28 protein-coding genes are annotated in these 25,601 nt (G+C 59.3%); 9 read left to right on the top strand and 19 right to left on the bottom strand.

Annotation, left to right across the window (positions count from 1 at the left end; all coding sequences use genetic code 11):
• Positions 1-25: 25 nt before the first annotated feature.
• The gene (cobT, locus tag ACR0JA_RS01360; protein WP_480568892.1) at positions 26-1,039 is read right to left on the bottom strand and encodes a nicotinate-nucleotide--dimethylbenzimidazole phosphoribosyltransferase; all 1,014 of its coding nucleotides are present in this window, start codon (positions 1,037-1,039) and stop codon (positions 26-28) included.
• Between the two features lie 79 nt (positions 1,040-1,118).
• Here cobT and cobS point away from each other — a divergent pair, with 79 nt between their 5' ends.
• A complete protein-coding gene (gene cobS, locus ACR0JA_RS01355) occupies positions 1,119-1,883 on the top strand; it encodes an adenosylcobinamide-GDP ribazoletransferase (protein ID WP_480568889.1) in 765 nt (254 codons plus the stop codon).
• On the opposite strand, the gene ACR0JA_RS01350 is transcribed toward cobS, so the two are convergent.
• The 6 genes from ACR0JA_RS01350 to ACR0JA_RS01325 form a co-directional block, all read right to left on the bottom strand.
• Complete coding sequence (locus tag ACR0JA_RS01350; protein ID WP_480571105.1) at positions 1,880-2,641, bottom strand: ion channel; 762 nt, start codon at positions 2,639-2,641, stop codon at positions 1,880-1,882. The genes cobS and ACR0JA_RS01350 overlap by 4 nt on opposite strands.
• 122 nt (positions 2,642-2,763) lie before the next feature.
• Positions 2,764-3,273: a CarD family transcriptional regulator gene (locus ACR0JA_RS01345; protein ID WP_480568886.1), complete on the bottom strand. Its 510-nt coding sequence runs from the start codon at positions 3,271-3,273 to the stop codon at positions 2,764-2,766.
• A gap of 282 nt (positions 3,274-3,555) precedes the next feature.
• Positions 3,556-3,894, bottom strand: a complete 339-nt coding sequence (gene fdxA, locus ACR0JA_RS01340; protein ID WP_074735041.1) for a ferredoxin FdxA — start codon at positions 3,892-3,894, stop codon at positions 3,556-3,558.
• Between the two features lie 67 nt (positions 3,895-3,961).
• On the bottom strand, positions 3,962-4,327 hold the full coding sequence (locus ACR0JA_RS01335; RefSeq protein WP_480568883.1) for an RNA-binding S4 domain-containing protein: 366 nt from the start codon (positions 4,325-4,327) through the stop codon (positions 3,962-3,964).
• A gap of 6 nt (positions 4,328-4,333) precedes the next feature.
• Positions 4,334-7,153 (bottom strand): helicase-related protein, encoded by a 2,820-nt coding sequence (locus tag ACR0JA_RS01330; RefSeq protein WP_480568880.1) that lies wholly within the window; start codon positions 7,151-7,153, stop codon positions 4,334-4,336.
• 23 nt (positions 7,154-7,176) lie between these two features.
• Positions 7,177-7,746, bottom strand: coding sequence for a tetratricopeptide repeat protein (locus ACR0JA_RS01325; RefSeq protein ID WP_480568877.1), 570 nt, complete (start codon positions 7,744-7,746; stop codon positions 7,177-7,179).
• Between the two features lie 69 nt (positions 7,747-7,815).
• Here ACR0JA_RS01325 and ACR0JA_RS01320 point away from each other — a divergent pair, with 69 nt between their 5' ends.
• The 3 genes from ACR0JA_RS01320 to ACR0JA_RS01310 all read left to right on the top strand — a co-directional run bounded on the left by ACR0JA_RS01320 (position 7,816) and on the right by ACR0JA_RS01310 (position 10,983).
• Positions 7,816-8,106 carry an SCP2 sterol-binding domain-containing protein gene (locus ACR0JA_RS01320; protein WP_039530163.1) on the top strand — a complete coding sequence of 97 codons (291 nt, stop codon included), beginning with the start codon at positions 7,816-7,818 and terminating at the stop codon, positions 8,104-8,106.
• A complete protein-coding gene (locus tag ACR0JA_RS01315) occupies positions 8,106-9,083 on the top strand; it encodes an alpha/beta fold hydrolase (protein ID WP_480568874.1) in 978 nt (325 codons plus the stop codon). Before ACR0JA_RS01320 ends, ACR0JA_RS01315 begins: the two co-directional genes overlap by 1 nt.
• A 79-nt stretch (positions 9,084-9,162) precedes the next feature.
• Positions 9,163-10,983: a M3 family oligoendopeptidase gene (locus ACR0JA_RS01310; RefSeq protein WP_480568871.1), complete on the top strand. Its 1,821-nt coding sequence runs from the start codon at positions 9,163-9,165 to the stop codon at positions 10,981-10,983.
• 34 nt (positions 10,984-11,017) lie between these two features.
• Here the strand turns inward: ACR0JA_RS01310 and ACR0JA_RS01305 are convergent, their stop codons facing one another.
• The 3 genes from ACR0JA_RS01305 to ACR0JA_RS01295 all read right to left on the bottom strand — a co-directional run bounded on the left by ACR0JA_RS01305 (position 11,018) and on the right by ACR0JA_RS01295 (position 13,235).
• Positions 11,018-11,914 (bottom strand): DMT family transporter, encoded by an 897-nt coding sequence (locus ACR0JA_RS01305; protein WP_480568868.1) that lies wholly within the window; start codon positions 11,912-11,914, stop codon positions 11,018-11,020.
• Between the two features lie 11 nt (positions 11,915-11,925).
• Positions 11,926-12,195: a DksA/TraR family C4-type zinc finger protein gene (locus tag ACR0JA_RS01300; RefSeq protein ID WP_480568865.1), complete on the bottom strand. Its 270-nt coding sequence runs from the start codon at positions 12,193-12,195 to the stop codon at positions 11,926-11,928.
• Between the two features lie 65 nt (positions 12,196-12,260).
• The gene (locus ACR0JA_RS01295; RefSeq protein ID WP_480568862.1) at positions 12,261-13,235 is read right to left on the bottom strand and encodes a Gfo/Idh/MocA family protein; all 975 of its coding nucleotides are present in this window, start codon (positions 13,233-13,235) and stop codon (positions 12,261-12,263) included.
• Positions 13,236-13,581: 346 nt separating this feature from the next.
• Between ACR0JA_RS01295 and ACR0JA_RS01290 the strand changes: the two genes are divergently transcribed.
• Positions 13,582-14,649 carry a fasciclin domain-containing protein gene (locus ACR0JA_RS01290; RefSeq protein WP_480568860.1) on the top strand — a complete coding sequence of 356 codons (1,068 nt, stop codon included), beginning with the start codon at positions 13,582-13,584 and terminating at the stop codon, positions 14,647-14,649.
• 46 nt (positions 14,650-14,695) lie between these two features.
• Here ACR0JA_RS01290 and rpoH read toward each other — a convergent pair whose 3' ends face one another.
• Positions 14,696-15,592, bottom strand: coding sequence for an RNA polymerase sigma factor RpoH (rpoH, locus tag ACR0JA_RS01285; RefSeq protein WP_480568857.1), 897 nt, complete (start codon positions 15,590-15,592; stop codon positions 14,696-14,698).
• 147 nt (positions 15,593-15,739) lie between these two features.
• Positions 15,740-16,774 carry an RluA family pseudouridine synthase gene (locus tag ACR0JA_RS01280; RefSeq protein WP_480568854.1) on the bottom strand — a complete coding sequence of 345 codons (1,035 nt, stop codon included), beginning with the start codon at positions 16,772-16,774 and terminating at the stop codon, positions 15,740-15,742.
• Between ACR0JA_RS01280 and ACR0JA_RS01275 the strand changes: the two genes are divergently transcribed.
• A complete protein-coding gene (locus tag ACR0JA_RS01275; protein ID WP_480568851.1) occupies positions 16,773-17,075 on the top strand; it encodes a DUF6476 family protein in 303 nt (100 codons plus the stop codon). The genes ACR0JA_RS01280 and ACR0JA_RS01275 overlap by 2 nt on opposite strands.
• Positions 17,076-17,110: 35 nt before the next feature.
• Here ACR0JA_RS01275 and ACR0JA_RS01270 read toward each other — a convergent pair whose 3' ends face one another.
• Positions 17,111-17,488 (bottom strand): VOC family protein, encoded by a 378-nt coding sequence (locus tag ACR0JA_RS01270; protein WP_480568848.1) that lies wholly within the window; start codon positions 17,486-17,488, stop codon positions 17,111-17,113.
• Between the two features lie 40 nt (positions 17,489-17,528).
• On the opposite strand from ACR0JA_RS01270, the gene ACR0JA_RS01265 reads away from it, so the two are divergent.
• A complete protein-coding gene (locus ACR0JA_RS01265) occupies positions 17,529-18,065 on the top strand; it encodes a winged helix-turn-helix transcriptional regulator (protein WP_480568845.1) in 537 nt (178 codons plus the stop codon).
• Between the two features lie 73 nt (positions 18,066-18,138).
• Here the strand turns inward: ACR0JA_RS01265 and ACR0JA_RS01260 are convergent, their stop codons facing one another.
• Genes ACR0JA_RS01260 through ACR0JA_RS01250 form a run of 3 tightly spaced genes read right to left on the bottom strand, consistent with a single transcriptional unit; the run spans position 18,139 to position 20,459 of the window.
• Positions 18,139-19,200 carry a methyltetrahydrofolate cobalamin methyltransferase gene (locus ACR0JA_RS01260; RefSeq protein ID WP_480568842.1) on the bottom strand — a complete coding sequence of 354 codons (1,062 nt, stop codon included), beginning with the start codon at positions 19,198-19,200 and terminating at the stop codon, positions 18,139-18,141.
• Between the two features lie 9 nt (positions 19,201-19,209).
• Complete coding sequence (locus tag ACR0JA_RS01255; protein ID WP_480568839.1) at positions 19,210-20,136, bottom strand: methylenetetrahydrofolate reductase; 927 nt, start codon at positions 20,134-20,136, stop codon at positions 19,210-19,212.
• A gap of 26 nt (positions 20,137-20,162) precedes the next feature.
• Complete coding sequence (locus ACR0JA_RS01250; RefSeq protein WP_480568836.1) at positions 20,163-20,459, bottom strand: virulence factor; 297 nt, start codon at positions 20,457-20,459, stop codon at positions 20,163-20,165.
• A 241-nt stretch (positions 20,460-20,700) separates the two neighbouring features.
• Between ACR0JA_RS01250 and ACR0JA_RS01245 the strand changes: the two genes are divergently transcribed.
• Positions 20,701-21,813, top strand: coding sequence for a Ppx/GppA phosphatase family protein (locus ACR0JA_RS01245; RefSeq protein WP_480568833.1), 1,113 nt, complete (start codon positions 20,701-20,703; stop codon positions 21,811-21,813).
• Entirely contained in the window at positions 21,813-22,529 is a 717-nt protein-coding gene (locus tag ACR0JA_RS01240) for an RlmE family RNA methyltransferase (RefSeq protein WP_480568830.1), read from the top strand. The genes ACR0JA_RS01245 and ACR0JA_RS01240 overlap by 1 nt, the downstream gene beginning before the upstream one ends.
• A gap of 3 nt (positions 22,530-22,532) precedes the next feature.
• On the opposite strand, the gene ACR0JA_RS01235 is transcribed toward ACR0JA_RS01240, so the two are convergent.
• The 3 genes from ACR0JA_RS01235 to ACR0JA_RS01225 form a co-directional block, all read right to left on the bottom strand.
• A complete protein-coding gene (locus ACR0JA_RS01235) occupies positions 22,533-22,727 on the bottom strand; it encodes a hypothetical protein (protein ID WP_480568827.1) in 195 nt (64 codons plus the stop codon).
• Between the two features lie 87 nt (positions 22,728-22,814).
• Positions 22,815-24,722, bottom strand: a complete 1,908-nt coding sequence (locus ACR0JA_RS01230) for a cytochrome c3 family protein (protein ID WP_480568824.1) — start codon at positions 24,720-24,722, stop codon at positions 22,815-22,817.
• A complete protein-coding gene (locus tag ACR0JA_RS01225; protein ID WP_480568821.1) occupies positions 24,719-25,588 on the bottom strand; it encodes a YihY/virulence factor BrkB family protein in 870 nt (289 codons plus the stop codon). The genes ACR0JA_RS01230 and ACR0JA_RS01225 overlap by 4 nt, the downstream gene beginning before the upstream one ends.
• Between the last annotated feature and the right edge of the window lie 13 nt (positions 25,589-25,601).

The raw sequence follows: 25,601 nt of genomic DNA, 5'->3' as shown, positions 1-25,601 counted from the left end.
GTCTAACGACGGTCAGGCATCGGCATCAGCCGTCGGAAACGCCTGCCTCGGCAAACGTCGCCATGCCGGAATGGCAGGCGACGGCGCTTTTCAGGATGTTGATCGCCAATGCTCCGCCCGACCCCTCGCCCAATCGCAGGCCAAGGCTCAGAAGCGGCGCTTTGCCCAGTTCCGCCAGCATCTTGCCATGCGCCCCTTCGGCGCTTTGGTGTCCAGCAACCGCGTGGTCCAGTGCCGAGGCCGACGCCTGCGCCAGACAGGCCGCCGCGGACGTGCAGATGAACCCGTCGAGAAGGACGGGAATGCGCAAAACGCGCGCTGCGGCAATCGCCCCGGCCATCGCTGCGATCTCGCGACCGCCCAGACGGCGCAGAATCTCAAGCCCATCTTTCGACTGGCCATGAACGGCGACGCCTTCGGCCACAACGCGGGTTTTGTTGGCAAGGCCCGCGTCGTCAACGCCCGTGCCGCGCCCAGTCCAGTCGGCGGCCTCGCCCCCGAACAGGGCACAGGCGATGGCAGCTGCCGGGGTGGTGTTGCCGATCCCCATTTCGCCCACAACCAGCAGATCAGCCTGCGGGTCAACAGCCTGCCATCCGGTCCGCAATGCGGTCAGCAAATCCTCTTCGCTCATCGCCGGGCCTTGGGTGAAATCTGCGGTGGGGCGGTCCAGGTCAAGCGCGTGTACATTCATCTTTGCGCCAGCGGCCTTTGCCAACTGATTGATCGCTGCGCCGCCATGTTCAAAGTTCATGACCATCTGCACAGTCACTTCGGGCGGAAAAGCCGAAACGCCCTGCGCCGTCACGCCGTGGTTGCCGGCAAACACGATGACCTGCGGTTGCTTGATCTGCGGTCGCGCATCCCCGCGCCAAGCCGCATACCAGATCGCAATATCCTCAAGCCGCCCCAACGCGCCGGGCGGCTTGGTCAGTTGACCGTTACGGTCCTGCGCGGCCTGACTGGCGTCGGCATCCGGGCCCGGAGCCTCGGTCAATGCCTTGCGGAAACTGTTCAGATCGGAGAGTTCGGGCAGCATGGAAAGCCTCGTTGCATCAGAGTGGTCCTGTGTGTTTAACCAAAGCTGGCACAGCAACAAGACCGGGAAAGGCCCGAGAGTGAACAAAAACGACACCAAAGTGGTTTCTGCCTTGGATATTCCACTTGCTCTGGTGCTGCTGACGCGATTGCCGGTGCCTACCCTGCCCGACCGTGTCTTTGCGCGGCAGGCGCAGGCGGTTTGGGCCTTCCCAATCGTTGGCGCTGTTGTCGGTGGGCTGGCTTGTGCGGTGATCTGGGCGGCCTCGCAAACGGGCATGCCGCCGATGATCAGCGCCGTTTTAGGGCTGGCCGTCTTGATCACAGCAACCGGAGCCATGCACGAAGACGGGCTAGCCGACACCTGTGACGGCCTTTGGGGCGGTTTCACCGCTGAACGCCGGCTGGAGATCATGAAGGACAGCCATATCGGCACCTATGGGGTTCTGGGGCTGGCCATCTCGCAATTGCTGCGGGTTCTGGCGATTGCGGCGTTGATTCCTGTCGGAGGACTGGCCGGGTTGGCGGCCGCAAGCGTATTTTCACGCGCGTTGATGCCGGTATTGATGCGATCGCTGCCGAACGCCCGCAAATCGGGGCTCAGCCAATCGGTCGGCAGGCCCTCGGTCGCGGCAGTCTTGCTGGGGCTTACGCTGGCAATTGGCCTGTCGCTTTTGGTTTCAGGCACACAAGCCCTGATCCCCATGGTCTGCGCACTGGTTGTCGCATTTGCAGTTGCCGCACTTGCCAAGGCGCGCATCGGCGGACAGACCGGCGACATTCTGGGGGCCACGCAAGCCCTGTCCGAGATTGCCTTTCTTCTGGCGCTCACCGCGTTGATCTAGGTCGACCCGCCCGTTTTGATCCGCAGGGTTCCCCCACAGTGTTTGCAATGCACTGCATCCGGGTCATGACGATAGAGACCGCAGCTTGGACATTTATGGCGCACTTTCTGCGGCATGAATATCGCCTGCGCCAGACGAACAAAAAGCGCCACGCCAACGACCATAATGAACACCGAGAACAACTTTCCTGCGGGCGTCGACAAGGTGATGTCGCCAAACCCGGTCGTGGTCAGCGTCGCCATCGTGAAATACAGCGCGTCGATATAGGGGGTCTGAGAGTTCTCGGGAACAAAAAAGACCAGAACGGCGGTCGATGTGGCAAAGACAAAGACCAAAAGATTAATCGCCGCGATAACTGCGTCCTCATGTGTGCGAAAGAACGGGCTGTCCCGGCGCAGATCCCTCAGCAAGTGATAAGAGTGGATAAGCCGCAGGGCGCGCAAGATCCGAACGAATGCGAGATTTCCAGTCAGAAACGGATCCAGCAGCAGCGATACGATCACCACAATATCCGCCAATGTGTAGATATGGCGCAGCAATTTCCACCGGTCTTTGGCAATCCACATGCGGGCCGAGAAATCCAGCAGGATGATTAGCCCCACCGCCAGACTTGCGGTGGTCAACCCCGGCCCATGGGGAACATTCGCAGTGGCAACAAAAAATATGATCGAGCAGATGTCGAACAGGATCAGTCCATAGCGAAACCAGACCGAAACCGGCTCGTGGCTGATGTAGAGAAACTTCACAGCCTGCTTCATCATGACCCCGTATCATCTTGCATTGACTGCAAAATAGCCGACACCGGCGTCTGGACCAAGCGCGCAGACTCAAAAAGGCCGCCCCGACGCCGGGACGGCCCTTTAATGGGTGCAGACCGCGATCAGGCCGCGCGCGAAGTCAGAACCTCATCCACCTGCTTGGCGGCTGAAATCTCATCGGCACCGGATACGGCGGCGACTTCGCGGGTCAGACGCTCCAACGCGGCTTCGTAAAGCTGACGCTCCGAATAGCTTTGTTCGCGCTGATCATCGGTACGATGCAGGTCGCGCACGACCTCGGCAATCGAAATCAGATCGCCCGAATTGATCTTTTGTTCATATTCCTGCGCCCGGCGCGACCACATGGCGCGTTTCACCTTGGCTTTGCCCTTCAGCGTCTTCATCGCCTGGCTGATCACATCCGGCGAGCTAAGCGAGCGCAGGCCCGACTCGGTCACCTTGTTGGTTGGGACGCGCAGCGTCATCTTGTCTTTCTCGAAGGAAATGACAAACAGCTCGAGCGTGAAACCGGCGACGTCCTGCTCTTCGATCGAAATGATCTGGCCCACGCCATGCGCGGGGTAGACAACATAATCGTTCGGGCGGAACTCAAGCTTTTTCGACTTAGACATTCAGGTTCATCCTTGGTTACAGAGCGGAGAACAGACAACAAAACACACCGATCCGCGCCATTCTGGCCCGGTCAGGCAGTCAGTTTGTCAAAAATTCAGAACTCCAAAGCACACATACTTACGGAGTACATCCCCATCTCATTCATCATTCAGCTACAGAGTATATCACAAAAATGCGACACCTGAAAGTCCGCGCTGCAGATGGGCCGTGAAGCCCCTTGAATATCAGCCGCTTGCACGGATTTCGAAGTTTTGAACCATACGGTTCACTGCGCGAATCGCTCAGCCACCTTCGCCAGGCGCTTCCGAGAAATACTTCTCCATCTTGCCCTCTTCACCGTCGCGTTCTTCGGCATCCGGCAGTGGGTCTTTCTTGGTCACGATCACCGGCCATTGTTCCGAGAATTTGCGGTTAAATTCCACCCATTGCTCCATACCCGGCTCGGTGTCGGGCCGGATGGCATCGGCAGGGCATTCCGGTTCGCACACACCGCAGTCGATGCATTCGTCAGGGTGAATGACCAGCGTGTTCTCACCTTCGTAGAAACAGTCCACCGGGCAAACCTCGACACAGTCGGTGTATTTGCAGGCGATGCAGTTTTCAGTGACGACATAGGTCATGGCTGGAATTCCCGTTTGCGGTTTGGGCGTCTAGCTAATTCAGTCTGGCCTGCTCTTCAAGATGGGATCAGCCATCTTGCCTGCGAGAAAGATCAAGAGCGCGGCGATCTTTCTTGGTTGGACGACCTTTTCCCTCGAATCCCGGGTTTGCGGGCGGTTTGTCCTGCTTTTCCGTCATATCGAAGTACAATGTCTGCGCCTCGGGGGCCGGGCCACGGCGTTCACCGAGCTTTTCCACCCGGACAACCCGCACGATCCGGCCCTGCGCAAAGGTCAGAACGTCTCCGGGTCCAACGGCTTGCGCCGGTTTCAGGACCCGGTCTCCATTCAGCCGGACATGGCCACCGCTGACCTGCTTGGCGGCCAGGCTGCGGGTCTTGAAGAACCGCGCCTGCCACAGCCATTTGTCGATCCGCAGTTTGGCCTGATCCATCGCGGATCAGTTGCCGTCCTTCAAGCCCATCAGCGCAGCGGCAAACGGGTTGTCCGGGTCAATGGCCTTTTCCTTTTTCGGAGGCCGCGACGAGAAGGATTTGGCCCCTTGCGGTTTGCCGCCCTTCTTGCCCTGCGGCTTGCCACGGCCGTCCTGAGGCTTGCCACGCGGTTTGCCTTTGCCTTGGCCCGGGCGCTGGTCCCGGCGCGGGCCGCGGTTCTGCAGGCGCTGACGGCCCCAGGTGAAGGTATAGAACACCTCGACTTCGGGCTCATCCGATGCGGTTTCGGTGGCCGGAGCCTCGGCTGCCACCTCGGTGCTGTCGGTGGCCTCGGCTGGCGCCTCGGCGGGTGTCGCGACCTCATCCGTTGCGGCTTCGGACACGGGTATCTCTTCGGCGGCCGGTTGCTCCACCGCTTCCGCTGCAGGCTGTTCAATTGGCGCTGCCTTGATCTTTTCCCGCTCACCGCGCTCGGCCTTGTAGCCCAGCCCCTGCATCAGATCGGCAAATTGCTCCAGCGTCATACCGGTGATCGACAGCATGTCGGGCTTGGCCTCGAACCCGCCCCTGCTGTCCTCGGACCGCAGCATGTCGGCCAGACGTTCCAGCATGTCGATGCGGATAGACCGCTCGCCCGCATCGCGGTAGCCGCACATGGTGTCGTAGCCCTGTGGCGCATCCTTGGCGACCGGCACAGTAACCAGGCCGGGAGGCGGCGCCTCGGGGAATTCCTGAAGACCGCCGGCGAGCGCCCACAGAACCAGACGCAGTCGCGTTGGCGCGGGTTTCAGCAGCAACGGCATGAAGATGGTGAACTGGCCAAACCGGATACCGTGCTTGCGCAGCGCACCACGGGCGTCCTGATCCAGATCCTTGACCTCTTGCGCAACGCCAGCGCGGGGCAGAACGCCCAGCGCCTCGACCATGCGGAAGGCGAACCCTTTGGCCAGACCCGACAGTTCCTCGTCCCGCGACAGATTCAGCAGCGGCTCGAATAGCGCCGCGACCTTGCGGTCGATGAAGTGCTGCAACCGGCGTTGCACTTTCTGCTCGACATCCGGGCCAGCGGCTTCGTCAACAAACACCTCGACCACGGGCTTGAGCGGCTCGGCCCCGGCAACCAGCTTGCCAACAGCATATTCGCCCCACATCAGGCCGCCCTGATCGGTAAAATCAATCTCGGTATCGGGCGCATTGTAGAAGCGGTCGGCGCGCAGATGGAATTGCGGCGCGAGAGCTTGCAGGGACGCCGATTTCAGGGCCTTCGCCTCGGTTCCTTGCGCGCTTTTGTCCGGCGAAAACCGGAACCCTTCCAGACGACCGACGAATTCGCCTTCGACAGTCACTTCACCCTTGTCATTTACTTCGGCCAAAAGGGCCTCCTTCTGTTTGAGCCGGCGCAGCAAAACGGATGTGCGCCGGTCCACAAATCGCTGAGTCAGTCGGTCATGCAGAGCGTCCGACAGCCTGTCTTCTACAGTGCGCGTTTCCTCACGCCAATGGGATTCGTCACGCACCCAACCGTTTCGTTGCGCAACATATGTCCAAGTGCGAATATATGCCAACCTTTTGGACAGCGCATCAATATCTCCGTCCGTGCGGTCGATGCGGCGAATTTGCCGCGCCATGAAATCGTCCGGAATCGCACCACGTTCGTGCAGGTGCCCATAGATCACTTCGAGCAAACTGGCATGTTCAGCATGGCTGATGCCGCGAAAATCGGGGATTCTACACACATCCCACAGCAATCGGACCGACTGACCGTCGCTGGCACGAGCCGCAACTTCGGGCACCTGCGACAGAGATTTCAGCGCATTCAGGTCATCCGCGGGCCGCGCTTTGGTCAGATGTTCGCTGTCGGTGCCAACCTCAAGCGCGTCGATCAGCGCATCGACCGAGCCGAACCTAAGGGCGGCATTCCGCCAGTTCAGCTTTTTCATCGGCGTGAAACGGCTGTACATGATCGCCTGCGCCACACCATCGTCCAGTGGCGGGGCTTCACCCGTTACGCCAAACGTGCCATCCGACATGCCGCGCCCGGCCCGGCCAGCGATCTGTGCCAACTCGTTTGGCGCAAGCGGGCGCATCCGTCGACCGTCGAATTTGGTCAGGGAAGAAAACGCAACATGGTTCACGTCGAGATTCAGACCCATACCGATGGCGTCAGTGGCAACCAGATAATCGACCTCGCCATTCTGATATAGGTCCACCTGCGCGTTGCGTGTACGCGGGCTGAGCGCACCCATGACCACAGCCGCCCCGCCCTTTTGACGGCGCAGCAGCTCGGCGATGGCATAGACGTTTTCGACCGAAAACCCGACAATGGCGCTGCGGGCCGGCATCCGGCTGATCTTTTTTGATCCGGAATAGACCAGTTGAGACATCCGCTCGCGCCGGACAAATTGGGCCTCGGGCACCAGTGCCGCGATAGGGCCACGCATCGTGTCTGATCCAAGGAACAGCGTTTCATGCGTCCCCCGCGCGCGCAGCAGGCGGTCTGTGAATACATGGCCGCGCTCAGGATCGGCGCAGAGTTGAATTTCGTCGATGGCGACAAAGTCTGCGCCCATCCCCTCGGGCATCGCCTCGACTGTGCAGACCCAGTATTGGGTGCGCGGCGGTACGATCCGCTCTTCGCCCGTAACCAGCGCCACGACCGACGGGCCGCGAATGGCGACGATCTTGTCATAGACCTCGCGCGCCAGCAGGCGCAACGGCAGGCCGATCACACCGGTGCGGTGCCCCAGCATACGTTCAATCGCGTAATGGGTTTTTCCTGTGTTTGTCGGGCCCAGTACGGCCACGATTCGGGATGACCCGCTCACCTTTGTCCCCTGCGCCCCGAGTTCTACAGTGCCTTGCCTTCAATCTGAGGCTTCAGCCGATTCACGGCATTGGTTACTTCTTCGTGATGGGGATGTATAGCCAGCGCGCGCGTATAGGCGTCATAGGCCCTTTGGGGCTGTTCCAGAACTTCGAAGATCAGGCCCAAGCCATATATGGCGTCATAGTTATTTGGGTTCAGCGTCAACGCATGTTCCAGATCGGCGGCCGCCATCCCAAAGCGTTCAATACCAAAAAACGCAGACGCCCGAACATGCCAGCCTTCGGCAAAATCCGGCGCGTGGTCGGTCAGCGCCGTCAGATGTTCGAGAGCGGCTGAGATATCGCCGTCATCCAGCGCCTCGCGCCCCCGTTCCAGTAGCAGATCCGCCGAGGCCGAGCCGGATTGCGACCAAAGCGCCTGCAATTGCCGGTCCAGGCCGACGGCCTGCTCCGGGGTTGCCTGCGACAACTGCTCCAGCAGAGCGGATTCGTCGCGTAAATCCGCCTGTTGGGCGGAAGACATGGTGGAAAACGTGACTATCGCGAAAAGTGCCGCGACGGTACCTTTGAGATTGGTGATTGCAATGCTCATAACAATGTTCAGTGTAGCGTTGCGACCGGGGATGTCCATTCACGGCGCACAATCAAAATGAGGAACACCATGAGCGACACTTTGGAAAAAGCCGCAGCCGCGCTGAATGAGAAACTTGCAGATGGCGCGTTTGACGCCTCGGCCAAGTTTGCCATTGCCGATCTGGGCGCTATCATTCTGGATGAGAACGGTGCGCGGGTTAGCGATGAAGATGCGGATGTAACCCTGAGTGCGGACGCGGACACTTTCGAACAGATCCTCAGCGGCGACCTGAACCCCACCGGTGCGTTCATGTCCGGCAAGCTGAGCGTTGACGGAGACATGGGTATTGCCATGAAACTCGCCTCGGTGCTGGCCTGATGGAATTTTCGCCGGCCCCCCTTTTTGAAGACGTGGCCGGCGGTCCCGCCGGTGGTCAGGCCCACTGGGTCGTGACATCTGATGGAAAACGCATTCGCGTTGGTCATTGGTCCCCGAAAAGCGCACCGAACGGCACCGTTATGCTGTTTCCCGGTCGCACCGAATATATCGAGAAATATGGCAGCACGGCGGCCGAGTTCGTTGACCGGGGCTTTGCCTGTCTTGCCGTTGATTGGCGCGGCCAGGGCCTGGCTGACCGATTGCTTGATGACCCCAGGGTCGGACATGTGGACCATTTCCCCGATTATCAAACGGATGTGCAATCCACGCTGGATCTTGCGGCTGAATTGGGCCTGCCCAAACCCTGGTATGTGATCGGGCATTCGATGGGTGGTGCGATCGGGCTGCGCGCCGTGTTGGAAGGTCACGATTTCGCCGCCTGCGCCTTTACCGGGCCGATGTGGGGCATTTTCTTTACGCCGATTATGAAACCGCTCAGCCGTCTGACCGCCTATTGGGGACCTCGTGTCGGTCTTGGCGAGAAAACACCCCCAACCACCTCATTGGAAAGCTACGTGGTCTCGCAGCCGTTTGACGGCAACGTGCTGACGCGCGATCCGGCGATGTACAAGATGATGCAGGACCAACTGGCAGCGCATCCCGAACTGGCGCTTGGCGCGCCATCCACCATCTGGCTGCGCGAAGCGCTGGATGAATGCGCCTGGCTGATGGAACAGACCGCGCCAAACACTCCGTGCCTGACCTATCTAGGTAGCCACGAACAGATTGTGGACCGCAAAGCGATACGCGCCCGAATGGCAAACTGGCCCAGTGGGACACTGATCGAAATCCCCGATGGCGAACATGAGGTGCTGATGGAAGCACCCGAGGTGCGCGCCCCGGTTCTGGACCGGCTCGCGGCGCATTTCATGGCCGCCTGCCCTGACGCCCTGCGCCAACCGGCCTTGTCGCAGTGATCCCTTGACGATCAGGCCGCTTGTGATCCCGGGTGCCTGCGCCTAAATGTTGGCAAAACAAAGCTGTTCGAGGTGTTCCATGCGCGACCTTCCCTTTCCCGTCCGAGATGCAAATGCAATCGGAGGTGCCGACAATCTGGGTAAACTGCCGGAATGGGACCTGACCGATCTGTACTCTTCCGAAGATGCACAGGAACTGTCCCGCGATCTGGACTGGTTGGAGGGCGAATGCGCGTCCTTCGCTGCCGACTATGAAGGCAAACTGGCCGATCTGGATGCTGAGGCTCTGCTGACCTGCGTTCAGCGCAATGAAAGGATCAACGGGATTGCCGGGCGCATCATGTCTTTTGCCGGGCTCCGGTATTATCAACTGACCACCGATGCAGACCGCGCCAAGTTCCTGTCGGATATGCAGGAAAAGATAACCATCTTCACCACGCCGTTAGTGTTTTTCACGCTGGAAATCAACCGCATAGACGATGACGCGCTGGCGGCACGGTTCGCGGCCAATGCCGACCTTGCGCGGTACGAACCTGTCTTCCGCCGGATCCGCGCGATGAAGCCCTATCAACTGTCTGACGAACTGGAAAAATTCCTGCACGATCTGGGCGTAGTCGGTGACGCTTGGGAGCGTCTGTTCGACGAAACCATTGCCGGGCTGACCTTCACCGTCGACGGCGAAGAGCTGAATATCGAAGGCACCTTGAACCTGTTGACTGAACAGGATCGTGCCAAACGCGAAGCCGCCTCGCGCGAGTTGGCAAGTGTGTTTCAGGACAACATCAAGACCTTCGCCCGCGTTCACAACACGCAGGCCAAGGAAAAGGAAATCGTTGACCGCTGGCGCAACATGCCGACCGCGCAGACCGGACGCCATCTGTCGAACGACGTTGAGCCCGAGGTGGTCGAAGCTCTGCGTGAGGCCGTTGTGGCCGCCTACCCCAAGCTCAGCCATCGCTATTACGAGTTGAAACGCAAATGGCTGGGCCTGGACGTCATGCAGGTCTGGGACCGCAACGCCCCGCTGCCGATGGAAGACACGCGCATTGTTGGCTGGGAAGAGGCCGAGAAAACAGTGATGGACGCCTACAACGCGTTCGACCCGCGCATGGGCGAAATTGCGTCGCCCTTCTTTTCCAAAGGCTGGATCGATGCGGCGGTGAAGCCAGGCAAAGCACCCGGAGCCTTCGCGCATCCGACGGTCACCGACGTTCATCCCTATGTGATGCTGAACTATCTCGGCAAACCGCGTGACGTGATGACCTTGGCGCATGAACTGGGCCACGGCGTCCATCAAGTGCTGGCCGCCGATCAGGGTGAGATGCTGTCCTCGACGCCGCTGACGCTGGCCGAAACCGCAAGCGTCTTTGGTGAGATGCTGACCTTCCGCAAAATGCTGGATCAGGCCGAAACACCGGAACAGCGCAAGGTGCTGCTGGCGGGTAAGGTCGAGGATATGATCAACACGGTGGTCCGCCAGATCGCCTTCTACGACTTTGAATGCAAACTGCACGCGGCACGTCGCGAGGGCGAACTGACCCCCGACGACATCAATGCTCTGTGGATGAGCGTTCAGGCCGAAAGCCTTGGCCCGGCATTCGAGTTCATGGAGGGGTATAAGACCTTCTGGGCCTACATCCCGCACTTTGTGCATTCGCCCTTCTATGTCTACGCCTACGCATTTGGCGACGGTCTGGTGAACGCGCTTTATTCCGTTTATGCAAGCGGCGCCGACGGGTTCGAGGAAAAGTATTTCGAAATGCTGCGCGCGGGTGGGTCCAAACACCATAAAGAGCTTCTGGCCCCGTTTGGACTGGACGCCAGCGACCCGAAGTTCTGGGACAAAGGCCTGTCGATGATTTCGGGCTTCATCGATGAGCTGGAAGCGATGGAAAGCTGAACTCTGAAGGGTTGCCCCCTAGGGCAGCCCAAAATCACTCGCTCGTTTTCTTGAGCATTGTCAAAAAGATAGAAAACACAATTAATGCAGCACCCAGAACTGCGGGGACAGTGATCGACGCGCCCAGAAATACTGCCGCGTTGATGAACGTGAAGACCACCGAAGCCGCGAATAACAGCGTGGCAGTCAATGTTGAAAGACGCGCGGCGGCCTCATACCACAGGTAGTAGGCCAACGCCGTTGGCAACACGCCGAGTAATACCAGAAAGAACACATCCTTGGCGCTCGGCACTTGGATTGAGAATGCGGCCAATGGTGTCAGCAATACCGCCGAGCAGAGGAATATCCCGAAGAGAAAGTTCAGACGCTCTGGCGTTCTCTGGGATGATTGCATCGCGCGACTGCTGGAGATCAGGAACACCGCCCAGCTTAACCCTGCGCCGATTTCCATGATATCTCCGGTCAATGGCTCTCCACCACCTTGAAAATCTTGAAAGACGGTGAGGAACACGCCGAATATCGCCAATACGGTCGCCAGAAATTCGATCCGACCGATCCTTGTGTCAGCAAAAAAGTACAGGAAAATCAAAACGAAGAATGGCGCTGTGTTTTCAAGAACCATCGCGTTGGCGGCGCCGGTGTGCTCGAGACCGATGTGAAACAGGATGTAGTTCACGACAGTGGACAAGACGGCAAGTCGAAAATTCCAATCCGAATACCGGATCGAGACAGAAGCGCGCAACGCCTTCAAAATCAGGTAAATCGCCAGCGCAGCGATAAATAAACGCATCACGGCAATCTGCAACCCGCCCAGATCGGAGGTCAGGTACCGGACAATGACACTGTGCGTTCCCCACAAAAAGGCTGCCAGAAACCCCAGAACCAAACCACTTTGCAGCCACGAAGGCGTCCTTTGGGGGGCGTCCGTCATGGCCTAGCGGATCATTTCAATTGGCTGTCTTTGGATCCGCGCCGATTTATACCGCCGCGTGCCTTGGATGCACCGTCACGCTCTTGTTGACACTCAAGACACAGCTTGACGCCGGGCAATGCCAGGCGGCGTTTTTCCGGGATCGGTTCTTCACATTCGGCGCAATGGGTCAAGCTTTCGCCCACGGGCCGTTTTTGCGCCTGCATCCGAGCCAGCTCATCCGATATTGACGCTTCGATCTGTTCGCTTACCGCGCCGTCGCGCGCCCAGCCACCTGCCATGATCTGCCTCCTCAAGTGGTGACAAACAGATTAGATGTGCAGGTGCAGATCTGGCAAGAGGCACATCACAAAGTGTCAGCCGCATCGAATACCCGATCGATCATAGCCTGTGTCCCGCGTGAAAATTCCAGCGGACAAGGATAGTTATCGCCCTCTCGCACCGATCGGCAGAAGGCTTCAACCTGCAGCTTATAGTGGTCATCCGCCGGAAAGCGGGTGACCTGTACCTCAAGGCCAGGCCGATGCAGTTCAACACGCGCTTCGCCAAAGACGCGCGCATTGAATGGCGCGGTTAGCCGGATGACACCGCCTTCGCCGTGAAACTCCATCGCCTGATTGGGATGCATACGGGTCGAGACATAGGTCGAATAGGTAAAGTCCTGAAAACGCGCGTTGATTTCGGTGAACACATCCACATCGTTTTCCCACCTGATCGACGCTCTGACATCAACTGGTTCCTGCCCAGTCACAAAGCGGGCGCTCCCGATCGTATAGACACCGATGTCGCGCAACCCGCCGCCGCCGGTTTCGGGTCGGTTGCGGATATTTTCGGTGTCGGCGCGATTGTCGTAGGTGAAAACACCCGAAACATGCACCAGCTTGCCAATCGCGCCGTCTGAAACAAGCTGGCGGGCCAGCTTCCACTGCGGGTGGTGTACGATCATATAGGCCTCGGCCGCCAAAACTCCGGTCTCGTCCCGCTTTGCGATAAGCTGGTCGAATTCGCCGGCCTGCATGGTCATTGGTTTCTCGCACAGCACATGCTTGCCTGCATCCATTGCCTTCAGGCTCCATTCGACGTGCAAATGGTTGGGCAACGGGATGTAGACCGCATCAATCGCCGGGTCGGCCAACAGCGCATCGTAGCTGCCGTAAACTGACAGGTCCGGGCAAAATTGCTGAAACGGCTCGGCCTTGGCGGGGTCCGAAGTCGCCAACCCGGCCAGTCGCGCACCATGGGCAGAATGTATGGCAGGAGCCATATGTTGTCTTGCGAATTTCGAGGCCCCAAGAACGCCCCACTGGACCGGCTGCTGCATCGTTTCCCTCGTCTAACTTAGTGGCTCATACCAGACAAAACTCGAAATCCTATCCCGTTTCAACCGGCCAACGTCCGGGAACTGACACGTCAAAGCCCGTACCAGCCGGGCTGAATTGGGTTATTCTTTCGGATTTTTTCCACAGCCGAGCGAACACGCGCAAACACTTTTGAAGCAAGAATAAATCGCGCATCCGGAGGGACGCGGACAAGGTACTGACCGATCTTGCTGGTAGTTTTCGTGATCCACTCGGTGGCCACACCCGTAGCAAATACATTCACGGAGGCAAGCTCTGTCCGAGCGGGTGATCCGTCTTCAAGGCATACAGGGTGGGAGGCTTTCTGAAATGCCAGCAACACATACGATAACGGAAACGGTACTGAAAAGCGGTGCCCCCGGAACCTTTGACAGCGACAATCAGGACTTTGACATTCTCCGAGAGGCCGTCATCGCGGCCGGTCTGGCGGGCGTGCTAAACGACCCGAATGTCGATCTGACCGTATTCGCCCCGAACGACGCTGCGTTCATCACGCTGGCGCAAACGCTGGGTTTCGAAGGGTCTGACGAGGCTGGCGCGCTGGGTCACATCGTCAAGGCGTTGACCTTGCTTGGTGGAGGCGACCCGATCCCCCTGCTCACCAACATCCTGCAGTATCATGTTGTCGATGGTGAGTTTGACAGCACCGCAGTCGTTGGCCTTGGCAACGGTGCTGAGATCGAAACGCTTCTGGGGTCTTCGGTCACGCTGAACCTTGAAAGTGATCCCCCCAGCCTGGGCGATGCGGATCCCGCAATCGACGATCCCGGGCTGATCGGGTTTGATGTGGACGCATCGAACGGAATAATTCACATCCTGGACGGCGTTTTGCTGCCGGTTTCCGTTTCCGGCATTCTTGGCAAGAAGAACACCGACTTTATCCTGGGCGACAGCAGTGACGAGTTCATCTTCACAGGCCGAGGGCAGGACTTCGTCTTTGGCGACGACGGCAATGACGTGATCAATACCGGGTCCGGCAAGGATGTCGCGCTAGGTGGCGCCGGAAATGACATCATCTTCGGCGGTCGCGGCAAGGATATTCTTCGTGGCGACGAAGGTCATGACAAGATCTTTGGCGGCCGCGGGCAAGATATCATCGACGGCGGCGCGGATAACGACAAGCTAATTGGCGGTCGCGGCAAGGACACGTTCGTCTTTGAAAACGGCGATGGAGATGACTGGATCGTCGATTTCCGCGTTGGCAAGGACAAGATCGATCTGTCCGGATACGACGGCATCACAAGCTTTGAGGACATCGAAGACGATATCGATGGTGGTTTCTTCGGCACCGAGATCGAGCTCGATGACGGCGACAGCATCTATCTGTCGGGCGTCTGGGCCAGCCACCTGTCCGAGTCGGATTTTGTTTTCGTCTGAAGAAAAACGTCAGCCCGCTTTCTCAGCGGGCTGACCTTGTCCGAAATCAGTTCGATTTCAGCATTCCTTTTTCGCGTGCCAGTTCACGCATCTTTTTCTGCAATTTCTCGAACGCGCGCACCTCGATCTGGCGAATGCGTTCGCGGCTGACATTGTACTGCGTACTCAGCTCTTCCAGAGTCACAGGCTGATCCATCAGACGCCGCTGGGTCAGAATGTCCTTTTCGCGATCATTCAACACTTCCAAAGCGGCGGTCAGCAATTCGCGACGGGCCTCAAGCTCGTCCCGCGCCTCATAGTCGCCGGCCTGGTCGGCATCTTCGTCCTCCAGCCAGTCCTGCCACTGCATGCTGCCTTCACCTTCGGACCCGACCGTCGCGTTCAGCGAGGCATCGCCGCCGGACATACGGCGGTTCATGCTGATCACTTCCTCTTCGGTCACGCCGAGGTCTTCGGCAATTTGCTTGACGTTTTCGGGTCGCAGATCGCCCTCTTCCAACGCACCGATGCGTGCCTTGGCTTTGCGCAGATTGAAAAACAGCTTTTTCTGCGCGGACGTCGTGCCCAGCTTGACCATCGACCACGACCGCAGGACATATTCCTGGATCGAGGCGCGAATCCACCACATGGCATAGGTTGCCAACCGGAATCCCTTTTCCGGGTCAAACTTTTTGACCGCCTGCATCAGGCCCACATTGGCCTCAGAGATCACTTCGGCCTGCGGCAAGCCATAGCCGCGGTAGCCCATGGCAATCTTGGCCGCCAGACGCAGGTGCGACGTGACCATTTTATGCGCGGCCTCGGTATCCTGTTCCTCGACCCAGCGCTTTGCCAGCATGTATTCTTCTTCCGGCTCCAGCAAAGGAAACTTGCGGATTTCCTGCATATAGCGGTTCAGACCACCCTCAGGTGTCGGTGCGGGAAGATTTGAGTAATTTGCCATTTATTTCTGCCCCTTGGACAAATGTTTAAGCCCTTAACATGGGATATGGTAACGCAACCAGTATTATTCAAGAGGGACCGTTAACAGTCTGGTATTAACCGTTGATAAAGAAAAGCTGATAAGTCCATAATCACGCGTCTTTGCGAATTATGACATCCGCCCGCGCAGCCCGTCCAGAAGAACCTTCATATCCTCGGGCAAGGCAGCCTCAAAGCGCAAAAACTCACCGCTCAGCGGATGCTCAAAGCCCAAAACTGTCGCATGCAGAGCCTGACGCGGAAAGTCGCGCACAGCGTCTGCGGCAACCGCATCAAAGGCGCGTGCGGCCAGTTTGCGCTTGCCGCCATAGACCGGGTCGCCCACAAGCCCGTGACCGGCATGCGCCATATGCACCCTGATCTGGTGTGTCCGGCCCGTTTCCAGCCAGCACTCGACCAAGGCCAGTGCCGCAGGGTCGCCGAAAGTTTCTACAACCCGCGCCCGGGTGACCGCGTGTTTGCCGCCGTGGAACAGAACTGCTTGCTTTTGGCGATCGGTCTTGTGACGGGCCAGCTGGGTCGTCAAGCGCATGATATTGCCAGGCTCGAAACTGACCCCCTTGACGCCGCGCAGGCGCGGGTCGTTGGCGTCCGGCACTCCGTAGCAGATAGCGCGGTAGTAACGCTCGACGGTATGTGCCTCGAACTGCGCAGCCAGACCCTGGTGGGCTGCGTCGGATTTCGCTACCACCAATAAGCCGCTGGTTTCTTTGTCGATGCGATGCACGATACCGGGCCGTTTGACCCCGCCAACACCCGAAAGGGCATCGCCGCAATGGTGCAGCAACGCGTTCACCAATGTTCCGCTGGGCGAGCCCGGCGCCGGATGCACCACCATGCCCGCCGGTTTGTTGACAACGATCAGGTCGTCATCTTCATGGACGATTTCCAGCGGGATATTCTCGGGGCCGATATGGCTGTCTTCAGCCTCGGCAACGGTGATCGAGATTTGCGCCCCTTCGGCAACCTTGGCCTTCGGGTCCGTCTGGACGTGGCCATCGACGGCAACCGCGCCCTCCTGAATCAGCCGTGCCAGTCGCGTGCGCGACAGGCTTTCCGCATCTGGCACATCACGCGAAAGCGCCTTATCAAGGCGAGGTGGCGGCGCGGCCGCGATGTGAAACTCTATCAGGCGGGTGCCCATGACTGTCCCTTCCGATCCTCAGGAACCGCAGGAAACGCCGCAACTGCGACTGCTGCGGCGCATGGTCATGCTGTTGACCGCGGTGATGATTGGCGGGGTTCTAGTAACCTTCGCGCTGATTGTCATCCGCTTATCGGATCGCACGCCGAAACTGCCCGACCAGATCGAGCTGCCGGACGGTGCGAAGGCACAGGCGCTGACCATTGGCAACAACTGGTACGCAGTCGTGACGAATGACAATCGCATCCTGATCTTCGACAAAACGACCGGGAAGCTGAAGCAGGATATTCCGGTTCAATAAACCTGCTGCAAGAGGCATTGAACCAGCGCCGCGCGTCAGCCGTTCACCGTCAGGTCCTGAGCCAACATCATGGCATTGCCGTCCGGGTCATAGAACGTGGCCGTGCTCACCATGCCCTCGATGGTTTCGGTTGCGCCGTCGAACTGCACACCTGCGTCTTCTAACGCTTTTCTTGCGGGCACGATATCGGCCACGCCGAACACGGGCACGGTGTTGCCGGGTGTTGGTTCGACCTGCTCACCCAGCCCCAATGTGACCCCCTGCGTTTTGGTGTTCAACTCGCTCCAACCCGCTTCGTCGATATGGTGGATCAATTCAAATCCCAGCTTGTCACGATACCAGTCGGCGCTGGCGTGACGATCCCGGACCGAAATCGCGAGCGTTATGGTGTTCTCCAGAGAAACAAGAGCCATTGAACTTCCCTTTTTACCTAAAATATAGTAAATATACTTTATGGACATAAAATCTCTTGTCAACCTGACGTCCCGGGCCTGGTGCCTGAACATACTGGCCCTGATGGCCACGGGAACGCCCGGTCGCCAGGCTCCGTTACTTGCAGCCACCAGCGCAAGCCGCACGTCCTTTGCCGCAAGCCTTGAACACCTGTTTCAATTAAACCTGCTCGAGCGCAATCCCGGGCATGGACACCCGTTGCGGCCCGAATTCAGGCTGACCCGGACCGGGGCGCAATACGCAATGACCGCACGGTGGATTGTTGAAGCAATCCCCAACGAATGCGAGTTTGCTGTGCTCAGAAAAAGCTGGTCCGTACCGGTTTTGGCTTTGACCGGGACGCCGCAGCGCTTTTCAGGCGTGAAATCGTCCCTTGGGTCGATCACAGACAGGGCGTTGTCAGCCTCGCTACACCGACTTGAGGATCAGCAGTGGATTCAACGCGATATCGAACTGTCCGACCGCAGGCCATTCCCGACTTATCGCGCCGTCAATGCCGGGCTTCTGGTCAATCGGGCCATCGATCTGCGCAGCTAGATCGCCCCCGCCCGTTTTGACAAAAAAAGGCCGGGCGATCGCCCGACCTTTCACTATTCCTGTGGCCAGAAAATCAGGCGCGGCGGCGGCGACCACCGCCACGGCGGCCACCGGCCGCACCGGCGGCACCTGCCTCGTCCGGGGATTTGTTAAATCTGATCCACTCGCCACCATGGGCGTCGTTGTTGGTCAGCAGGTTGGCGGCGCGGATGGCCTCCATCTCCTTGCCGGCGCGCGGCTTGGTCGAGCCCAGACCGAACATCTGAACAAATGCCTCATCGTCCATGCCTTCGGGCAGAATGATGCCAGCGGCAGTGACCTGCGCTTTCTTCTCGGCAATCTTCTTCTGCGTTACCGGCAGGGCAACCGGGTTCATGATCGCCGAGGTCATGCCAGCCCCCATAGCCATCGGCAGGAAGGCGTTGTTGATGCCATGACGGTTGGGCAGACCAAACGAGATGTTGGACGCACCGCAGGTGGTGTTCACGCCAAGCTCTTCGCGCAGGCGACGGACCAGAGCAAACACCTGCTGGCCCGCGGTTGCCATCGCGCCGATGGGCATCACCAGCGGGTCGACCACGATGTCATGCGCTGGAATGCCGTAATCGGCGGCGCGTTCTACAATGGTCTTTGCGACAGCAAAACGGACATCGGGGTCTTCGGAAATTCCGGTATCATCGTTGGAAATGGCAACAACCGGAACGTTGTATTTCTTGACCAGCGGTAGAACCAGCTCCAGACGCTCTTCTTCACCGGTAACCGAGTTTAGCAACGGGCGGCCCTCAGCCGCCTCAAGACCTGCTTCCAAAGCACCCGGAACCGACGAGTCGACGCAAAGCGGTACGTCGACCAAACCCTGCACCAGCTCGACGATCTTGCGCATCAGCGGCGGCTCGGTCTCGTTCGGGTTGGGGTTCGAGTTGTAGACAACGCCCGCGTTGATATCCAGAACGGTCGCACCTGCCGCGACCTGTGCCAGCGCGTCTTTCTCGACGGTCGAGAAATCGCCAGCTTCCAGTTCAGCGGCCAGCTTCTTGCGGCCGGTCGGGTTGATCCGCTCACCGATGACGCAGAACGGTTCGTCAAAGCCCAGAACGGCGGTTTTTGTTTTTGATTCTACGACTGTACGGGTCATGTCCGTTCCTTAAGCATTTGCTGGCTTTGCCGAAGCGCCGCCATTGTTGATTGCCCAATTGGCGTTGGTCTTGATGCCGCCAAGCGGGAAGAAGTGCACGTTTGTGATATTGAAATCCGGGTTGGCCGCCTTGTGGTTGGCCAGTTCGGTGATCACGTCGGTCGGCTCGTATGGCAGCAGCAGCTTTGACACATCCATTGCGCGCTTTTGCAGAACCTTCAGCGAAGGACCGACACCGCAGGCGATGGCGAATTTGATCAGCGTCTGCAGTTTCGCCGGACCAGCGATACCGATGTGGACCGGGATGTCGATCCCCGCCTCTTTCAGACTGTCCGCCCATGCGATGATCGGCTTGGCGTCAAACGCGAACTGAGTCGCCAGCGCCATTTCGGCATCGGTGGTTTCGCTGAACTTCTGCTTCCAGCGCAGTGCTTCGTCCACGTTCTTGGTCGAACCATCAGGGTCAATGTCTTTGTTGCCCTCGGGGTGGCCAGCCACGTGCAGACGCTTGAAGCCTGCCTTGTCGAACAGTCCGCTTTCCAGCAGCTGCATCGAGCTGTCAAAATCGCCATGCGGGTTGGTCACACCACCGGCCAGCAGCAGCGCCTGTTCGACGCCTGCTTCGCCCTGATACATCGAGATCCAGTTTTCCAGCGTGGCCGCGTCCTTGATGATCCGTGCCGGGAAATGCGGCATGACCGGATAGCCCTCGGCCGCGATCCGCCTGGCGGTCTTGACCATGTCCTCGATCGGGGTGCCTTCGATATGGGCGATGTAGACGCGTGTACCTTCGGGCAGCAGCGCGCGGAAATCCTCGACCTTTTCGGCGGTGCGCGGCATCACCTCGATCGAATAGCCCTGCAAAAAGGCTTCGACGGTCGGATTCACCGGTCCGTTTTCGGCGGCATCACGTTTCTTGAAGTTCAGCAAAGCCATTGCGGCCTCCCATAGCTGTCGCGGGCTCATGCCCAACCGTCATTCGCGATCAGAGCCTTGATCCGGTCCTGATCATATTCCGTTTCCAGACGCACGGCTTCGGCCTCGGCAATCTCGGACGGGTCGCCGTCAACTGCAAAAGGGTCGGCCTTGCGCCATTCGGCCAGATAGGCATCACTGTCCTTGGCGTTCACCTTCATCGCGGCGCGGTCGATGGCTTGTTCAAACCGTTCTTCCAACTGCCGCTTGGCGCCACGACGGCCTTTGCCGACGATGACCTGCGCAGGAATATCGCGCCAGTATACGATGGTGACGTCAGGCATTGTTGTGATTCCTCCTAACCCGATGGGGCGGTTCTAAACGTCAATGTGGGGGCAAGTCGGTCGATTTTCGACACACGGCGCATTCACAGCGACGTTTTTGCCCACGATGGGATACCGCAGCTTTTAACGCCCCCTTCCCCGAATCCGAACACCAAAATCCTCATGGTGATAATGAGTATCTTGCGTGATCGAATTGCGCGACCTATGGTCGGGGTAACTCGAAAATCGGAGGGCGTTGAAGATGGCGCCCAAGCGTCCCAAAGGTGCGGGCGCGTTCCCGAAAGCGGTCGAAAGCCCCGCGCCGGCAAGACCCGATCCAGATGCGTTGTATGCGGCGCTGGATCTGGGGACAAATAGTTGCCGCATGTTGATAGCCCAGCCCAAGGGCAGCGGGTTCCATGTGGTAGACAGTTTTTCCAAGTCCGTGCAGCTAGGGGCCGGGCTGGAACGGACCGGACGGCTGTCGCGGGCCTCGATGGCGCGTACGGTACAGGCGCTGCGGATTTGTCAGCAAAAGCTCAAGCGGAACAGAGTCAGACGGATGCGTCTGGTCGCGACCGAGGCCTGCAGGCGCGCCAAGAATTCCCGCGATTTCATCCGACAGGTCAAACGCGAAACCGGATTGACGCTGGAGATCATCCAGCCCGAGGAAGAGGCACGGCTGGCCGTGATCTCATGCGCGCCTCTGGTGTCCACCAAGACCGAGCAATTGTTGGTCGTCGATATTGGCGGCGGCTCGACCGAGCTGGTCTGGATCGACATCTCGTCGGTGCCGCGCCGCGACCGTCCCGCCGCGATCATGCGCCTGCATAACGGCTTCCACACCGCCGACAGCCCCTTTCCCGCTGCCAAGGTAGTGGACTGGATCAGCGTTCCGCTGGGCGTTGCCACACTGCGGGATCAGTTCCACGACGTCGAGGACGACTCGGCCCGTTTTGCGCTTATGAGCTGGTTTTTCGAGGAAAACCTGGCCGATTTCGCGCCCTACAAGGACGAACAGGCCCGCGAAGGGTTCCAGATCGTTGGCACCAGCGGAACCGTCACCACGGTTGCCGCCTCTCATCTCGGGCTCAAACGCTATGACCGGACCAAAGTGGACGGGTTGCGTATGACCAGCGATCAGATTGACAAGGTCATACGAGGTTATCTAGAACTCGGCCCTCACGGGCGCCGTCGTGATCCTCGGATCGGGGACGACCGGCAGGCCCTGATCATGTCCGGCTCGGCCATTTTGCAGGCGCTGCTCAGATGCTGGCCCACCGACCGCCTTTCCGTGGCGGATCGGGGGCTGCGCGAAGGCCTGCTTTATGCGCAGATGAGCGCGGACGGCGTATTGGAAGACGGACCGTTCTGATGGCGAAGACACCAACTGGAAAAAACTCCTCGGGTCGCGGGCAGCGTGACCTGAAGGTCAAGGTCAAGACCGCGCGCGGGCGTAAGCTCAGCTCGACCCGCTGGCTGGAACGGCAGTTGAATGACCCGTATGTCAAACGCGCGCAGGCCGAAGGCTATCGCGGGCGCGCGGCGTTCAAGATATTGGAACTGGACGAGAAATTTCGGTTTCTTGTCCCCGGTGCACGTGTTGTTGATCTGGGCTGCGCACCGGGTGGCTGGTTGCAGGTTGCAGTCAAGCGGGTCAACGCGCTGGGTGAGAAAAGCGGTAAACGCATCGGCACCGTTCTGGGGGTCGATTTGCAAGAGGTCGAACCGGTCGCAGGCGCAACGGCCCACGTGCTGGACTTCATGGAAGACGATGCCGACCAGAAGGTCAAAGAGTGGCTGGGTGGCAAGGCCGACGTGGTGATGTCTGACATGGCCGCAGCTTCGTCGGGGCACAAACAGACCGACCATCTGCGCATCATGGCCTTGTGCGAAACTGCCGCCTATTTTGCCTTTGACGTTCTGGAAGAAGGCGGCACATTCGTTGCCAAGGTTCTGGCCGGGGGCGCTGAAGGCGATCTGCAAAAGCTGCTAAAGCAGAAGTTCGAAAAGGTCGCGAATGTGAAACCGCCTGCATCCCGGTCGGACAGTTCCGAGAAATTCGTCGTCGCCACCGGGTTCCGTGGGTAGCGGTTAGTCTAGGCTGAGTTTTTGCCCGGTGATGCGCTGTTCGCGCAGCGACGACGACGCCATCCCTTGCAGCATCAGCCCATCCCCATGGTTGAGATCAACAGGTTTTCTGTCACGCAGTTCCGCAATGCGTTGATCCAGGCGGTCTTTGCGCGGACCGACCAAGGCTTGAACCATAGTTGCGAGGCGTTCGGGCATGTGGCACCTGTTGAGGCAATGGATGCCAACAGCGTACCGGTGAAATTCGCCCGGAACGTGGCGCAAATCGGTCTGATCGATGCCGATTCAGCGGCCGTATTGTTGCGCCAATTGTCCAAGGTTCGGGTCGTCCGGCAGGACTGACAGACCCTCGTTCAGCACGTCAATCGCGGCTTGCGGGCCGCGATTGATATGTGCCAGTTGAACCAGCATCGGCCAGGCTTCGGCCCGCTGCCGGTCAAGTGTGACCACCTCGCGAAACGCGCGCTCGGCCGCTTGGGCGTTGCGCAGCGACAGGGCCAAACCGCCTAGCACCATGTGCATTTCCGGGAAATCCAACCGCAACGACGTGCTGCGCTGCCAATCGTTGACCGCCTGCTGGACCACGGGCCTTTGCGCTTGTGTCAGCGCATCTGGCGGGATCAGCAGAAACTCTTTCGCAGCAGTCAGACGGACATTGCGCATCGGGTCCGAGAGCAATGGCTCAAGCCGGGCAATGCGGTCCGCGATTGGCGCGGCGCGCTGCAAGGCAATCGCATTGGCCCGGATCAGCGGATCGGGATCTGAAAGGCTATCAACCATCGCAGCGGCCACGTCCGGTGATTGGAAATTTTGCAACAGATAGAGCGCGGTGGCCCGAACGATCCCCGCCAGCCCGGTGTTGTTGGCAACGTCCATCAGAACACCCGGGTCCTGTAATCGCCCCTCCGACACCGCCGCAAAGGCCGCGCTGAAATGCGGACCCCGGTGGGTGGGTTCCGGAAACCACCCTTCGATCGCGCGCGCGGCCCAATCCTGATCCTGATCGGCATGGCAATCGGTGCAGGCATCCGCGCCCAACCCAAGATCGGGGCGCGGAACGCGGAAACTGTGGTCGCGGCGACCGTCGGTGCCCATATAGACCCGCTCGATCATATGGCAGCTTTTGCACTGCGCCCCGTCCGAACCATCGGGATGATGATGATGCTCTGCGCTGTCATAGTCTTTGAGCGCTAGCGTCGGAAAATCGGGATTGCCCGCTGGCGAATGGCACTGCGTGCAGATCCCATTCCCCTCGGCTCGCAATTCAGCCCGGTGCGGGTCATGGCAGTTCATGCATCCCACGCCCTTTTCGTACATCCGCGATTGCAGGAACGAGCCGTAAACATAGACCTCATCCAGGATCTGGCCATCCGGGTGGTAGAGACCGGGTCGCAGCACCGCCAGATTGTAGGCGTCGTGAAACGGAGTGCCCGGCAGCGGATTGCCATCGCCCAGCGCCTCGCGCCGGGAATGGCATCCGGCACATTGTTGAATCTCGGCCTCGGTTTCGCCCCTGCCCCATTCCATTGAAAAGCCAAACTCGCCTAGCCCATCGTCCAGCGCCTTGCCGGTGGTCCATTCGATATGCGCCGAGCCCGGGCCATGGCACGCCTCACAGCCGACACCGATCTCGGACTGGGTCGAGCCGTAGCTTCGCGTAATCGGGTCATATTTCTTCTCGAACCCCGTCGCGTGGCATTCCGCGCAGCGGGCATTCCAGTTCTTGTAAGGCCCGGTCCAGTGCAGCCCGTCATCCGGCGGCAGGTCCTGATTGGGGTAGAGGTGGTACCACCGGTCGGCCTCGGTGTCCCAAACCACATCGAAGCTTTGTAACCTGCCCGGTTCGGTTTCAAACAGGTATTGCTGAAGCGGAGAAATCCCGACGACGGAATGCACCGGGTATTGGGTTGTGGCACCGTCTTTCTCGGTCACATCGGCCAGCAGGGATGCGCCCTGCTTGCGAAAATCCACCGACATTCCGTCGTGTTCAAACCGTGTGTTATCGAAATCTGCCAGAACATGCCCGTCGGCAACCTCGGTCCACGCCAGCGCATGATGCGAGGTGGCCCATGCGTCGGCCTCCTCCTGATGGCAGGCGACGCAGGCATCCGACCCGACATAGTGCTGGGCCCCAGCTACCTGCCCAAAGGCAAGGGATAGAAGGAACAAAGCGCCAGCCCAGCCCCGCATCATGCGTCTGCGTCCGGGATGGGTTGGTCCGACAGATCGATCAGCGCGCCGTTATACTCGGCCCCAAGGATCAGCATCGCCGAACACAGGTACAGGAAAATCAAAGCAGCCATGGCCCCAGCTAGACCGGCATAGGTGGCGCTGTAGGTCGCGAACTGCGCGATATAGACCGAGAACCCCCAGCCGCCCGCAGCCCACAAGCCCAACGTCAGAAGGACGCCTGGCAGAATTTGCGACAACCTGTGCCGCCGCGTGGGCAAAACCAGATGGGCAATGATCACGGTTCCCGCCGGAACCGCCACCGTGAAGGTCCATCGCAACCGGTCCACCGACAGCCAACCGCCAACGTCAACGGCCGTTTTCTCGGACACCAAGCGGGTGTAAACGGGCAGCACAACCTCGACCGCGGCAATCGCCAGAATGGCAGCACCGCCACCGATCACCAGCCCGAAACACAACAGGCGCGCTTTCCAGAACGGCCAGGTATCCTTGTCATGATAGGCCTGAGTCATCGCCTTGCGCACTGCCGCAACCCCGTTCGAAGCAAAGTAGATCGCCAGCAAACCACCCAGCGTGATCACCCCCGACCCTGCGCCATCCAGTACGGCGCGAAGCTCCTGCACGATCGGATCAGCGACGTCCTTGGGCCACGCGCCAAAGATAAGCTCGATCAATTCATCCGTTACATAGCCCTGCGACAGCGCACCCGCCAGCGCGACGGTAAACAGCACAAAGGGAAACAGCGCCATCATCAGCGACATGGCGACATGGCTGCTCATGACAAAGCCGTTCTTACCGTTGAACCTGCGCAGGGCCAACCACAAGCCGCTGAGATATCGATTGTTGATCAGAATCGCGCCGTGTCTCATGCCCTGACCCTAT

The organism is Ruegeria sp. AM4, from assembly GCF_056540665.1.
This window is presented reverse-complemented; position numbering and strand designations above follow the sequence as displayed.